The 13,880-nt window shown below is 38.0% G+C and carries 13 protein-coding genes; 11 read left to right on the top strand and 2 right to left on the bottom strand.

Annotated elements, in window-relative coordinates:
- Positions 1-104 precede the first annotated feature (104 nt).
- The 3 genes from ligA to ftn all read left to right on the top strand — a co-directional run bounded on the left by ligA (position 105) and on the right by ftn (position 5,372).
- Positions 105-2,129: an NAD-dependent DNA ligase LigA gene (gene ligA / locus HX005_RS03865; protein ID WP_286376340.1), complete on the top strand. Its 2,025-nt coding sequence runs from the start codon at positions 105-107 to the stop codon at positions 2,127-2,129.
- 220 nt (positions 2,130-2,349) lie between these two features.
- Positions 2,350-4,539 carry a TonB-dependent receptor gene (locus tag HX005_RS03860; RefSeq protein WP_286376339.1) on the top strand — a complete coding sequence of 730 codons (2,190 nt, stop codon included), beginning with the start codon at positions 2,350-2,352 and terminating at the stop codon, positions 4,537-4,539.
- A 368-nt stretch (positions 4,540-4,907) separates the two neighbouring features.
- A complete protein-coding gene (ftn, locus tag HX005_RS03855; protein ID WP_286376338.1) occupies positions 4,908-5,372 on the top strand; it encodes a heteropolymeric bacterioferritin subunit Ftn in 465 nt (154 codons plus the stop codon).
- Positions 5,373-5,455: 83 nt separating this feature from the next.
- Here ftn and HX005_RS03850 read toward each other — a convergent pair whose 3' ends face one another.
- Positions 5,456-6,025: a peroxiredoxin gene (locus HX005_RS03850; protein ID WP_286376394.1), complete on the bottom strand. Its 570-nt coding sequence runs from the start codon at positions 6,023-6,025 to the stop codon at positions 5,456-5,458.
- A gap of 136 nt (positions 6,026-6,161) precedes the next feature.
- On the opposite strand from HX005_RS03850, the gene HX005_RS03845 reads away from it, so the two are divergent.
- From HX005_RS03845 to HX005_RS03810, 8 genes are all read left to right on the top strand, one after another.
- Complete coding sequence (locus HX005_RS03845) at positions 6,162-6,482, top strand: DUF6176 family protein (RefSeq protein ID WP_286376337.1); 321 nt, start codon at positions 6,162-6,164, stop codon at positions 6,480-6,482.
- A 294-nt stretch (positions 6,483-6,776) separates the two neighbouring features.
- Positions 6,777-7,496, top strand: a complete 720-nt coding sequence (locus HX005_RS03840) for an alpha/beta hydrolase family protein (RefSeq protein WP_286376336.1) — start codon at positions 6,777-6,779, stop codon at positions 7,494-7,496.
- Positions 7,497-7,598: 102 nt separating this feature from the next.
- Positions 7,599-8,915: an adenosylmethionine--8-amino-7-oxononanoate transaminase gene (gene bioA, locus HX005_RS03835; protein WP_286376335.1), complete on the top strand. Its 1,317-nt coding sequence runs from the start codon at positions 7,599-7,601 to the stop codon at positions 8,913-8,915.
- On the top strand, positions 8,912-10,069 hold the full coding sequence (locus HX005_RS03830; RefSeq protein ID WP_286376334.1) for an 8-amino-7-oxononanoate synthase: 1,158 nt from the start codon (positions 8,912-8,914) through the stop codon (positions 10,067-10,069). The genes bioA and HX005_RS03830 overlap by 4 nt, the downstream gene beginning before the upstream one ends.
- Before the next feature lie 10 nt (positions 10,070-10,079).
- A complete protein-coding gene (gene bioC, locus HX005_RS03825) occupies positions 10,080-10,874 on the top strand; it encodes a malonyl-ACP O-methyltransferase BioC (RefSeq protein ID WP_286376333.1) in 795 nt (264 codons plus the stop codon).
- 46 nt (positions 10,875-10,920) lie between these two features.
- The gene (locus HX005_RS03820; protein ID WP_286376332.1) at positions 10,921-11,409 is read left to right on the top strand and encodes a hypothetical protein; all 489 of its coding nucleotides are present in this window, start codon (positions 10,921-10,923) and stop codon (positions 11,407-11,409) included.
- 22 nt (positions 11,410-11,431) lie between these two features.
- On the top strand, positions 11,432-12,070 hold the full coding sequence (gene bioD / locus HX005_RS03815) for a dethiobiotin synthase (protein WP_286376331.1): 639 nt from the start codon (positions 11,432-11,434) through the stop codon (positions 12,068-12,070).
- Positions 12,071-12,096: 26 nt separating this feature from the next.
- Entirely contained in the window at positions 12,097-12,549 is a 453-nt protein-coding gene (locus HX005_RS03810) for a macro domain-containing protein (protein ID WP_286376330.1), read from the top strand.
- A gap of 247 nt (positions 12,550-12,796) precedes the next feature.
- On the opposite strand, the gene rluB is transcribed toward HX005_RS03810, so the two are convergent.
- On the bottom strand, positions 12,797-13,855 hold the full coding sequence (rluB, locus tag HX005_RS03805) for a 23S rRNA pseudouridine(2605) synthase RluB (RefSeq protein ID WP_286376329.1): 1,059 nt from the start codon (positions 13,853-13,855) through the stop codon (positions 12,797-12,799).
- Positions 13,856-13,880: the final 25 nt, after the last annotated feature.

Here is a 13,880-nt window from a genome sequence, read left to right as displayed (position 1 = left end):
GCAGTTGTGGCATTTGCTTATATCCAGAAACAAAATTCATTTATAATTGGCATCAAACTTATTTAGGGCGGACTTTTCGCCTTTTGTTATATGGTGAAAACAATATGGATAACATAGCCGTAATTTCTCAGATGCGCCAACTTATTAATTTGCTTGCTCAACACAATCATGCTTATTATGTGATGGATCAGCCTAGTATTACTGATAGTGAATATGATCAACTTTTTCATCAATTGAAAGCTTTAGAAGAACAATATCCTGATTGTATACAGGCAGATACCCCCACCAATAAAGTGGGTGGACAGGCACTCTCCAAATTTGAAAATATGACACATACTGTGCCCATGTTATCGCTGGGTAATGTATTTAATGAAGAAGAACTTTTTGCATTTGCACGTCGTGCAGAAGAGCGCCTACCTAATCAGCAAATTCAATATGATGTTGAATTAAAATTTGATGGTTTAGCAATTTCACTTTGGTACGAAAATGGCATTTTGATACGTGGTGTGACGCGTGGTGATGGTGAAACAGGTGAGGTAATTACTGAAAATATAAAAACCATTCGTAATCTACCTAAAATCTTGTCTAGTGATACCAGTGCTATTCCTGAACTATTAGAAGTTCGTGGCGAAGTATTGATGCCCAAAGCAGGTTTTGAAAAACTAAATGCTGAAAATGAAGCTAAGGGTGAAAAAACCTTTGCAAATCCACGAAATGCAGCAGCAGGAAGTTTACGTCAGTTAGATCCAAATATAGCGGCTGCACGTCCATTAGCATTTTATGCGTATGGAATTGCACAGTGTGAACCCATGCATCACTTAAATACCATGTCAGAGAGTTTAACTTGGTTAAATCAGCTTGGTTTTGCGGTGGGTGAGCGGCATTTTGTTTGTGATAGTATTCAAGATGTACAGGCTGCATACGAAAAAATTAATCAAGAACGTCCAAATCTTTCAGTTGAAATTGATGGAATGGTGATTAAAGTAAATGATTTAAAACAACAAAAACAATTGGGATTTTTAAGTCGAGAACCACGTTGGGCAACAGCGTATAAATTTCCTGCTGTGGCTGCATTAACCACAGTCGATCATATTGATTGGCAAGTTGGACGTACTGGCGCATTAACTCCTGTAGCACGTTTAAATCCTGTGGCAGTTGGTGGTGTGACTATTTCTAATGTCACTTTGCATAATATTGGTGAAATTCATCGTTTAGATGTACGTATTGGCGATACAGTCAGTGTTTATCGTAGTGGCGATGTCATTCCTAAAGTTGAAAAAGTTTGGTTGGATTTTCGCCCTGATACCGCAATACCCGTCGTTTTACCTGAGTGCTGTCCTGTTTGTGCTTCGCCTGTTGTGATGCCTGAAGGTGAAGCATTGGCACGTTGCTCAGGTGGTTTATATTGTGCAGCACAACGTATTGAGGCGATTCGTCATTTTGTTTCTCGTAAAGCCATGGATATTGAAGGTTTAGGCGATCGTTGGGCAGAATCATTATTACATCTGGATTTACTCAAAGATGTGTCAGACATTTACCATCTACATGAGCATCGTGAGAAATTACTAACGATTGAGAAAATGGGTGAGAAGTCAGTACAGAACCTGATTGATTCTATTGAAAATAGTAAAAAAACGACCTTTGCAAACTTTATCTTTGCTTTAGGTATTCGAGGAGTAGGTGAAAATACTTCTCGCATGTTATCAAATACTTTCCAAACTTTAGAAGCATTGCGTGCGGCTGATGTTGAGGCTTTGAAAAAAACGCCTGATGTGGGAGAGATTACGGCTGAATGGATCGCTGATTTTTTCCAAGCTGAACACAATTTAGAGGTTGTTAATCGTTTAATTGAGGCTGGTATCCATTGGGATGCACCGATTGCACCGAGTCGTCAGCCATTAAATGGTGAAAGTTGGGTCATCACAGGAACACTGAGCCAAATGGGGCGTGAAGAAGCAACACAAATATTGCAGGCTTTAGGCGCACGTGTCAGTGGCAGTATTTCAAGTAAAACCAAGTGCTTAGTTGCAGGTGAAAAAGCAGGTTCTAAGCTTGAAAAAGCGGAAAAAGCAGGCGTTAAAGTGATGACAGAAGCTGAGTTTTTAGAGTTTATACAACAGTATCAATAAGTTTTAAGTGTTATAGAGGAGAGTTTTGGCTCTCCTTTTTTTATGTCTTTTATATGTGATGACTTTTGATCATCAGTAATATCTTGATAAATTAAGATGATGTTAAATGATATTTATTATCGTTATTGTAAATAAAAACTTAAATCAACATTAAATATTACAATAAATAACACAAGTGATTATGAATATAATAATCATTATCATTTTGTTTAAAAGTATTGTGGCTATGTTTTCAAAAAAAGTATTAGTAAGTTCAATCGGACTTGCGATGATTACGAGCACTTTAAGCTCAATGGTTTGGGCTGATGAAGATATCGAAGTGTTGGAAGCCGTCACTTTACAAGCGCAAAAACAGAAAACAAATGAAACTTTTGCTCAGGGTCAGCTTAAACAAAAGAGTAATTTAGGTATTTTGGGTGAGAAAAAAATAGTCGATACACCTTTTAGCGTGACATCCTACAACACAAGTTTGATCCAACAACAGCAAGCCGCAACAGTTGCTGAAGTCCTTAAAAATGATCCAAGTATTCGTATTACAACCAATCAAGGACACTTAAACGAAAATTTTAAAATTCGTGGTTTTGATGTGAATCATGAAGATATGGCATATAACGGTTTATTTGGAGTAGCACCTTATGGGCGTATTCCAACAGAGTTTTTAGAGTCCGTCACTGTACTCAAAGGTCCGAATGCTTTGGTTACTGGTGTGGCACCTACAGGCAGTGTTGGTGGTGTCGTCATTGCAAATTCTAAACGAGCGAACCAAGACTTGACCCAAGTTTCAGCATCTTTGGAGGATGGCGGATATTATCAGTCAGGTTTTGATATTTCTCGCCGCTTTGGTGAAAATAAAGAGTTCGGATTACGTACAAATGCGGTATATGGTCAAGGTGAACATATTATTGACGGTATGGATGACCGTCATATTTCAGGTGCAATTGCGGCAGATTACACCACTGATAAAGTCAAAATAAATTTTGACTCATATGCGATTCGAGATAATCGTACAGGTGGTTCACCTGCGATGATTGCAATGGGTGTTAAAGATTCAAAAGGTAAGGGTGTGACTCAATTAATGTCAGCACCTCAAGGTGATTTAAATTATTTTCCTCATTTACAAGGAGGAACTGTCAGTAATTTTGTAGGGTTATCAGGAGAATATAACTTTAGCCCTGATTTCAAAACATTTGCAGGTATTGGCTATATTGAAAAACAATATGCAGGGCATCTATTTGGTACACGTATGATTGTAACTGATCTAGACGGTTCAGCTAGCTCACAATATTATCGTGTTGCCTCAAAAGAGCATAATACGGCAGCAAATACAGGTTTCGAGGCAAAATTTGATACAGGTGCAATCAAGCATACTTTGGCTTTAAGAGCAGATTATTTGACACGAAAATACAGTCAGCATACTGGTCAAGGAGCAACTCCTGTTACATTTGAGACTAATATTTATGCACCAAGCGATCAAGGTCATATGCCTGAAGCACGACCAAACACTGCGCCATTGGGTGACAATGAATATGTAAGTTATACCCTAACAGATCAAATCTCTATGTTTGAAGATAAATTACAATTGATTTTGGGTGCGCGTTATCAAGATATTGATACTAAAAATTTACAAAAAAATACGTCTTATAGTGATGACAAAGTTTCACCAAGTTTGGGTATTGTGGTGAAACCATTTGGTGAAAATTTATCACTCTATGCAAGTTATGTTGAAGGCTTATCTGAGGGATCAACGGTTAATAACGAGGCTGATGCCAATAATAATGTCACTTTTGCACCTTTCCAAACCAAACAATATGAGATGGGAGCAAAGTATCAACAAGGTACTTGGTTAAATACGCTATCCATTTACCAAATTGAAAAACCAAGTACATTAACGACAGCTTATCAAGATGCAACAAATAAAACGCTTACTCAAATTACAACAGATGGCGCCGAAACACGTTCAAGAGGTGTAGAGTGGGCTTTTTCGGGTGAGTTGCGACATGGTTTAAACTTAATGGGTAATGTGGCGTATAGCGATGTTGAATTGACCAAAGCGAGTTTAAGTAAGGGTGTTTCTGTGGAAGGAAATACTGTTTTTGGCGTACCTGAGTGGACAGCTTCTTTAGGTTTGGACTACGCAATTCCATTGGTTGATGGTCTCAATGTGACAGCACGTGCAAACTATGTGGGCAAACAATATATGAATAATGCCAATACCTTAGAGTTACCAGACTTTACGATTGTTGATTTGGGAGCACGTTATAAAACAAAACTAGGTGGTGTACAAACGACCTTTTTAGCCAATGTAGACAATGTTGCAAACAAAAAGTATTGGGAAGGCATGTTTAATGAAAATTATGCTTTAGTTGGTGGAGCACGTACTTATAAGTTAGGCGTAACATTCGATTTTTAAAGGCTAAATGAGCCTATTGACTAGAAGAGCAATAGGCTTTTTTGGGAGTCTAAATGGGTTGTGATCTGGCGGGTGAATGATTCTGTGTCAATGATCAATGTGGTGAGTTCCTTTTATATTTCTTGAAATAAGAAGCATTAGTAATCGTTACAAATCTTAAAATTTCATTTTATAGAGCAAAAAAAACGTTATTGCAGAGGTAAATCTATGCAAGCGCTTATTTTTTATCTGAAAAATTAATTAAACGAACTGTAAATGCGTATGTTTCTCATTTTAATTTTATAAAAATCATAAACTTACACATTTTATTTTTTGCATTGTACTCAAAACTTGTCCATAATGTCCTAAAAGGGTATGGAGTAATTGAAATGCGTGGCAATCCAGAAGTTATAGGCTATCTAAATATGTTGATCGGTGGTGAACTGGCTGCTCGTGATCAATATTTAATTCATTCTCGTATGTACGAAGATTGGGGCTTAAGTAAGATTTTCGAACGTATCGATCATGAAAGCCAAGAAGAAGGTGCACATGCCGATGCTTTGATTCGTCGTGTATTGTTCCTTGAAGGCACACCAAACATGGATCGTGATGAGATCGAAGTCGGAACTGATGTTGTAACCTGTTTAAAAGCAGACCTTGCACTTGAATATCATGTGCGTGAAAAATTAGCGCAAGGCGTGAAGCTTTGTGAAGAAAAGGGCGATTATGTCACTCGTGATATGCTTCGTCAGCAAATGTCAGACACTGAAGAAGATCATACCTATTGGCTTGAAAAGCAAATGCGTTTGATCGAATTAATTGGTTTACCTAACTATATTCAGTCACAAATGTAAGATTGTTTCGTTTATTCTTTCTCCATAAGGAGAAGGTCTGGATGAAGTAGAGGAAAAGCCTTTGGATGAAAATTCAAAGGCTTTTATTTTTGAGCAAATTTTTGAATATCTGCCAAAACTTGTCCTGCATGAGTTTGCGTATTCACACTACTATAGTGGTAGGTCACAATTCCCTGAGGGTCAATCAGGAATGTTTCTCTTTTTGCTATTTTAACAATTCCAAGATTACGCACAATACCGAATTGTTCAGCAAGTTGGTGATTTTCATCAGCTAAAATTGGAAAATTCAGTCCAAGTTTTTCAGAGAATTTTTGATGTGATTGCACATCATCCAGACTTACGCCTAAAACCACGGCATTATTTTTAATAAATTGTGGATATAAAGACTTAAATTCATTGGCTTCCTGGGTACAACCAGGTGAATTATCTTTAGGATAAAAATAGAGTACCACCCATTTGCCTTTATATTGGCTCAGTTGATGCCATTTTGAGTTTTGATCTTGTAGCTTAAATGCAGGTGCAGGTTTTCCAACCCATTGTTTTTGATCTGAATCAGCTTTTGAGAAAATTGAATTTTCAGCATGACTCTGACTGAGTATGCCCAAAGTAGAAATGGAAAGTAGACTGATACTGAGGAGTTTAACGAATTTCATCATAGGTGATTTCCAATCTTTAGGCTGTCTTGATCTTAACAAACTTTATGATGGCTACCTAAACTAAAATGTTTGTATTTAGTGCAAAGCATTTTATGATCTATTTTTATTTTTAAATAAATACAATGAGAAACGTATGGATGTTGGTGCAGTGCTGATTAGATTAAAACCCAATTCAATGTCAAATGTTTCAGCATGGCAAGCGGAGTTAAATGCCCGAAAAGATGAAGCCATTGAAACTTTAAAAGCGGAAAGTGTATTTGTAGAGTCTTGGTTTCATGTGGAATTGGAAGGGCAGGATTATTTGATTGCTTATATGCGTGCCGAAGATATTGCCAAAGCACAGCAAATCGGACGAGAAAGCAGTTTTCCAATTGATGCGATGCATAAGGCTTTTAAACAAAACTGGGAAAAGGGTTATAAAGCAAACTTGTTGGTCGATTTGGAAAATCATTAAGACATTGATCAACAATAAAAGTTAGTCGTTATATCAATGTCCTGTATGCCACACTTTATTGTGAAAAGTGGTTTGTGTAGGAATGTGTTACTTTGAAGGCTCAAAGTACCAAAATCCTTTGTTTGGCATGAGAAGCGAAGCTTCGTAAGACGTCCTGCCTTGCGGAGCGGTGCTCCTCATGCCAAACGGCGACATTCATGTCGCCTAGCGCGATAGCTTTTTCTTTATTTAAAAAAAATTTTGGTACAGATTATAAAGCCCTATAATTATGCAAAATTGCTTCGTGAGCTTACATTGAACAAACATATTTTACTCATCACAGGCTGGGGCGGTGGAACGAAACTGCTCAACTCACTTCAACAGGCTTTGCAAAGTAGAGGGCATCAGGTTGAACTGATGAATATTTTCAATGCTTTAGATCAGCATGTTTTGCAACAGCATGTCGAAAAAGCCAAAGATTTTGATGTGATTATGGGCTGGTCATTGGGTGGGCAACTGGCTACTTTATTGGTCGATCAGATTGATCAACAATATTATGAACAAAAAGTGCTGATCACTTTAGCTTCTAATCCTTGCTTTGTAGAAAATGAACAATGGCACACGGCTATGCCAAAAACGACATTTCAAATCTTTAAACAGTCTTTTGAAAACAATGCAATTGCGACTTTGAAAAAATTTGGTTTTATGGTCTGTCAGGGTGTGGAAAGTACCAAAGCAGATTTCATCATGTTGCAAAGTTTGCTTCAAGCACAAAAAATAGAATTGCTTGAAGCGGGTTTAAAACTTTTGGAACAATTAAATCTTGTCAGCATCCTGAAAAATTACACAGGAAAGCAATATCATTTACTGGCAAAGCAAGATTACTTAGTTAGTTACAAAGTCTGTGAAAATCTACAAAAATTAGATGCGAAGTTTTTACAAGCAGAGCTGATCAGTGGCTCTCACGGCTGTCCTGTATTTCATTATGAAGATATAACTGACAAAATCTGCCAATATTTACAAAAAATAGAATAATTTGCAGGGTGACTGGTGAAAATCGCAATTTCATTTTAATCCGCACAGGTTTAAGATCTGTAAATTAGATTTTTTGCTGTACCGAATGGAATGGAGTTTAGGATGACCGATGTATTGGCTAATTCATTGAGTGAATTAACAGATCAACAGTTTGATCTACAACATCTTTGGCATCCTTATACATCCATGACAAACCCATTGCCGACCTTTAAAGTCAAAAAGGCACAAGGTGTGATCATTGAATTGGAAGATGGACGTCAGTTGATTGATGGTATGTCGTCTTGGTGGTGCGCCATTCACGGTTATAACCATCCTGAACTGAATCAGGCGGTGACGGATCAACTGCAAAATATGTCGCACATTATGTTCGGTGGTTTTACCCATGATCCTGCGATTCAACTTGGGAAATTACTGTTAAAAATTACCCCACCAAGCCTGAATAAAATTTTCTATGCAGACTCGGGTTCGGTTGCAGTCGAAGTCGCTTTAAAAATGGCGGTGCAGTATTGGACGTCATTGGGCAAAAATAATAAGACCAACTTTGTCACACCACGTTCTGGCTATCACGGTGATACATGGAATGCCATGTCCGTGTGTGATCCTGTCACAGGCATGCATCAGATTTTTGGTTCAAGTTTACCCAATCGACTCTTTGTACCTGCGCCTCAAGTTGGTTTTTATGATGAATGGAATCAAGCAGATATTGCTGAACTAGAAATAACTTTGGCTGAACAGCGTGACACGATTGCCGCTTTGATTCTTGAGCCGATTGTTCAGGGTGCAGGTGGTATGCGTTTTTACCATCCTGAATATTTACGTCAAGCTAAGTTACTCTGTGAAAAATACAATGTTCTACTGATTTTTGATGAAATTGCCACAGGTTTTGGACGTACAGGCAAGCTTTTTGCATGGGAATGGGCTGGTATTGAACCTGATATTATGTGCATCGGCAAAGGACTGACAGGCGGTTATATGACCTTATCGGCAACACTTACCACCCAAAAAATTGCTGAAACCATCAGTCAGGGTGAGGCAGGCGTGTTTATGCATGGTCCAACTTTTATGGCAAATCCATTGGCATGTGCGGTTGCAGCCAAAAGTACTGAATTGCTGATTTCACAGGATTGGCAAGCCAATATTCAGCGCATTCAACAGCAACTCAGTACACATTTACAGCCACTTGCACGACTTGAATATGTTCATGATGTCCGTATTTTAGGGGCAATTGGTGTGGTTGAACTAACTTTTAATGTTGATATGAAAACCCTGCAACAGGAATTTGTACGCCGTGGCATCTGGATTCGCCCATTTGGTAAACTGGTCTATGTGATGCCACCTTATGTTATTTCCGAACATGAATTAAAAACATTGTTAGAACAATTGGTCGAAGTGGTGCAAAACATGGAGCCATCAGCATGAGTCTGCTCGATCATTTTGCAAATCATCTTGATGATTTAAAGCAACAAGGCAATCTACGACAGTTCACATCAAATATTCAGCAAGATCGTTACATTACTATTCACGATAAAAAGATGTTGAATTTAGCTTCCAATGATTATCTGGGTTTAGCATCCAACATTCAGCTACGTGAACAGTTTTTTGATGAAACCCCAAATACAGCGCGTTGGATGAGTTCGTCATCTTCACGTTTGTTGACGGGAAATTTCCCTGAATATGAACAGCTCGAAGCGAGCTTAAGTCAGGCATTTCATGGTCGCTCTGCGCTGTTATTTAACAGTGGTTATCACATGAATATTGGAATTTTACCTGCGCTTGCAGACAGTAAAACTTTGATTCTTGCTGATAAACTTATTCATGCAAGTATGATTGATGGCATCCGTTTATCGACTGCGAAATATGTGCGTTATCGCCATAATGATTTGGCACATTTGACTCAGCTTTTACAGAAATATCATGCAGATGAGGCTTTCGAGCGCATCATTATCGTCACTGAATCCATTTTTAGTATGGATGGGGATGAAACCGATCTTGCCGAATTGGTGCGGATTAAAAAGCAATTTTCCAAAGTCATGCTCTATGTCGATGAAGCGCATGCCATTGGTGTACGTGGTGAGCAAGGCTTGGGTTGTGCTGAACAATATGGCGTGGTGGATGAGATTGACTTTTTAGTTGGCACGTTTGGCAAGGCGATCGCGTCGATTGGCGGTTATTTGATTTGTCATCAAGTCATTCGGGATTATCTGATCAATTCAATGCGTCCACTGATTTTTAGTACCGCACAACCACCGATTTGTATGGCATGGACAGATTTTATTTTCAAAAAAGTTTTAAATTTAAAAGCTGAACGTCAACATCTAAAACAAATCACCCGAAACTTACAGCAAGCCGTTCAAGCCAAAGGTTTTGATTGTCCTTCAACCTCGCATATTGTGCCTGTGATTATTGGCGAGTCCACAAAAACTGTAGAGAAAGCCAAAGCCTTACAAGATGCAGGCTTTTATATCATGCCTGTACGTCCACCGACGGTGCCACAAAATAGTTCTCGCTTACGTATTTCATTGACCGCACACATTCAGCAGACTGAGCTTCATCAGTTGATAGATTTATTGTAAATAGCATGTGATGAATAACGTGAATCATTCAAAAATAGATAAATCACAAGTAGCTTTGCGTTTTTCACAGGCAGGGCAAAGTTATGTCGAACATGCAATTGTACAAAAACAGATTGCACAACATTTATTTGATTTAACTCAACAATATTGCCCTGAACTATTTAAAAATGCTGTAGAAAATGTTTTAGAAATCGGTTGTGGCTCAGGCAATCTCAGCCATTTACTACTTAAAAATATGCAGATTGATCATTTAACTCTGAATGATCTGTATCCTGAAATTCAGCAACATTTTCAAGCCTATTCTAAAATCAGTTATCTCATTGGTGATATTGAACAGCTTGAATTTCCACAGCATTTAGACTTAATTACCTCAAGTTCAGCTTTGCAATGGGTACAGAATTTAGATGATATTTTCTTAAAAGTCTGTCAAAGTTTAAATCCGCAAGCCTGTTTGGCATTTTCGAGCTTTGGTGAAAAAAATCTACAGGAAATAAAAGCCTTAACAGGGCAAGGTTTGGATTATTTATCGATTGAAAATATTCAGCATTTACTTGAAAAAAATGGTTTTGAAATCCTACATATTTCCGAGAAAATTTCTCATTTAAACTTTGAACACCCCAAACAGGTTTTACAGCATTTAAAAGCGACAGGGGTTACGGCAACAGCTTCAAATTTTCGTTGGACGAAACAATCACTTTTAGATTTTTATCAAGCTTATCAACAGTTTTCATGGAGTGATGAATCAGATCAAACGCAGTATCCATTGACTTATCATCCGATTTATTGCATCGCACGGAGAGCGTAAAGCTAACTATGATAATGTCTATTAAGTAGTTCTAAGAGAAGAATATATGGCTGACCGTAAATTATCGCCTGATGATATGATGAAAGTGGGTATATATGAACTATTGGGAAGTGTTGGGTTTTATGTATTTGATAATTATCAATGGGCTACAACTTTTTTGTTTACGGGAATTGTACTTTTTTTAATTGGTTATTGGCAATTAAATCGTGATGATGAAATTTCAGGCTTTCAATCTTTTGTTATAGTTTCAACAATTTGTTTATCTATATATGCTTCGGGTGAAGTGGCTAATTATATGAATAAGCAATCATCAATTCAAAAACTATGTGGTTCTGTTGAAAATATAAAAATTGTGAAAGGTCGAGGAGTAAGCACCTTTGATTTAGTTGCAAAAGATCGTCAGCAAACTTTTGCATACAATGAACATAAAGCAATTATAAGTTCCTATCCCAATTTATGTATTGATTATTCTTTCGATCAAAGATGGTCAGAGTATACTCATATTGTTGAAATTTATCCCCAACCTCATCAGTAGATTAGTTATTAGGAATGTAAAAATGAGTAATGTGTATTTCGTCAGTGGGATCGACACAGGTATTGGCAAAACTTACGCGACGGGCTATTTGGCGAAATTGTGGAATGAACAAGGCAAAAAAACCATCACGCAAAAACTGATTCAAACGGGCAATGTAGACATTTCCGAAGATATTGAACAGCATCGTCAGATTATGGGCATGGGCTGGTTTCCTGAAGATGAAAGCAAACTGACTATGCCTGAAATTTTTACTTATCCTGCATCGCCTCATCTCGCAACGAAAATTGATGGTCGTGAGATTGATTTTCAGAAAATTGAAAATGCCATAGTACAACTTGCAGAGAAATATGAAATTGTCTTGCTTGAAGGTGCAGGTGGTTTGATGGTGCCATTGACCACTGATTTACTGACGATTGATTATGTTGCTGAGAAAAAACTGCCTGTAATTTTGGTGACTTCAGGGCGTTTGGGTAGTATTAATCATACGATTTTAAGTCTGGAAGCATTGAAAAGTCGTGGTCTGAAACTGTATGCATTGGCATATAATTTAAAAGATCAATCGCAAGATGAACTGATTTCCAAAGATACTGCTGAATATTTAAAAGGATATTTGGCGAAACATTTTCCACATAGTCAATGGATCGATATTCCTGTAATTTAACAGTACATGATTTTACGGAAATAGAGATGAAACAGCAGTTTGGTGATTTGCTTGTACTCGCAGAACAGGGGCAGTTTGATGTGATTGTGCATGGCTGCAATTGTTTTTGTACCATGGGTGCAGGCATTGCCAAAGCCATTAAAGAAAAATTTCCTGAAGCTTATCAGGCTGATTTACAGACCGTTTCAGGAGATCGTGGCAAACTTGGCACTTATAGTCAGGCAAAGATTCAGCGTGAAGGGGTTGAGTTTGTAATCATCAATGCTTATACGCAGTTCAATTGGCGTGGGCGTGGGATCAAAGCAGACTATGCTGCGATTGAACAGGTTTTTAAGTCGATTAAGTCTGAGTTTTCAGGCTTGCGCATCGCTTATCCGCTGATCGGTGCAGGACTTGCAGGTGGGGATTGGGCGGTGATTTCTAAAATCATTGATCATGAGCTACATGGCGAAGCACATACTTTAGTTAGGTTGATTTAAGATCTTACATGAATGATTGATGTAATGAACCATTGAAATAAGATGACGATATGCTCAGTGGGATATTTATATTCTCTTGGTGTCATACTACGGACATAAAGCGAATAATTACTCATGTATATAGAGAGGCTGAGTCAAATTGGAGCAAAGTAGATGTAAACTTTGTTTTTATATCTTGTCATCAATAGATATGAGCCATAAAAAAACCACTATAGAAATAGTGGTTTAATATTTAAAAATCAAAACATTATTGAGGTTTGTTAAAACCTTTTTTTAAACCAAACGGTTTACGTTGTGAAAATTTATTTTCATCACGGTTTTGATTGTTAAAAGAATTGCCAGTACGTTCACGATTACCTTCGAAGCGTGGAGTTTGGCGCTCTGAACGGAAATCATTGCGATCACGGCTATTCGGACGATCTTGACGATAATGATCTTGTTGATCATGCTGATCATCAGTATCACGACGTTGTTGACGTAAATAACCACCGCGACGAGCAGCCATTGGTTTATCTTGCAGGCGTTCATTACGGCGTTTTGCCATACCAAACAAGCCAGTGCCTTGACGTGGTTTAAGTTCAACGACTTTTGCTAAGTTGTCGATATCATTTTTATCAAGTTCAACCCAACGACCTGTACGAAGTTCACGTGGTAAAATGACGGTACCATAACGAGTACGTAACAAGCGGCTAACTTTTAAACCTTGTGATTCAAAAATACGACGTACCTCACGATTACGTCCTTCTTTTACAACCACTTGATACCAACGGTTGATCCCTTCACCACCAATTTCAGTGAAAGATTCAAATTTTGCTGGACCATCATCTAAAACAACACCATTGAGCATGTTTTTACGTAATTCAGGAGTCACTTCGCCCATCACACGTACTGCATATTCACGTTCAATTTCGTTAGAAGGGTGCATTAAGCGGTTTGCAAGTTCACCATCATTAGTAAATAACAATAGACCTGTTGAGTTAATATCAAGACGTCCAACCATGACCCAACGATCATTGGAGATAGGCGGTAAATGATCAAAAACGGTCGGACGTGATTCAGGATCGCTACGTGAACAAATTTCGCCTTCTGGTTTATAGTAAATTAACACACGACGACGAATTTCATCTTCAATTTGAAACTGAACTTTACGACCATCAATGCGAAGCTCATCGGTTGGTTCAATACGTTCACCCACTTGAGCAACTTGACCGTTGACACTCACACGACCAGCAGCAATGACTTCTTCCATATAACGGCGAGAGCCTAATCCTACTCGTGCGAGTACCTTTTGCAACTTTTCACTCATGACAGCATAACCTTAGAAATAATTG

Source organism: Acinetobacter sp. R933-2 (genome assembly GCF_030325485.1).
Lineage (GTDB): Bacteria > Pseudomonadota > Gammaproteobacteria > Pseudomonadales > Moraxellaceae > Acinetobacter > Acinetobacter sichuanensis.
This window is presented reverse-complemented; position numbering and strand designations above follow the sequence as displayed.

Excerpts from the sequence above, each read along its gene's own strand:
- ligA (WP_286376340.1), top strand. The coding sequence starts at position 105 with ATGGATAACATAGCCGTAATTTCTCAGATGCGCCAACTTATTAATTTG.
- ftn (WP_286376338.1), top strand. The coding sequence starts at position 4,908 with ATGCGTGGCAATCCAGAAGTTATAGGCTATCTAAATATGTTGATCGGT.
- HX005_RS03850 (WP_286376394.1), bottom strand. The coding sequence starts at position 6,025 with ATGAAATTCGTTAAACTCCTCAGTATCAGTCTACTTTCCATTTCTACT.
- HX005_RS03845 (WP_286376337.1), top strand. The coding sequence starts at position 6,162 with ATGGATGTTGGTGCAGTGCTGATTAGATTAAAACCCAATTCAATGTCA.
- bioA (WP_286376335.1), top strand. The coding sequence starts at position 7,599 with ATGACCGATGTATTGGCTAATTCATTGAGTGAATTAACAGATCAACAG.
- HX005_RS03830 (WP_286376334.1), top strand. The coding sequence starts at position 8,912 with ATGAGTCTGCTCGATCATTTTGCAAATCATCTTGATGATTTAAAGCAA.
- bioC (WP_286376333.1), top strand. The coding sequence starts at position 10,080 with ATGAATAACGTGAATCATTCAAAAATAGATAAATCACAAGTAGCTTTG.
- HX005_RS03820 (WP_286376332.1), top strand. The coding sequence starts at position 10,921 with ATGGCTGACCGTAAATTATCGCCTGATGATATGATGAAAGTGGGTATA.
- bioD (WP_286376331.1), top strand. The coding sequence starts at position 11,432 with ATGAGTAATGTGTATTTCGTCAGTGGGATCGACACAGGTATTGGCAAA.
- HX005_RS03810 (WP_286376330.1), top strand. The coding sequence starts at position 12,097 with ATGAAACAGCAGTTTGGTGATTTGCTTGTACTCGCAGAACAGGGGCAG.
- rluB (WP_286376329.1), bottom strand. The coding sequence starts at position 13,855 with ATGAGTGAAAAGTTGCAAAAGGTACTCGCACGAGTAGGATTAGGCTCT.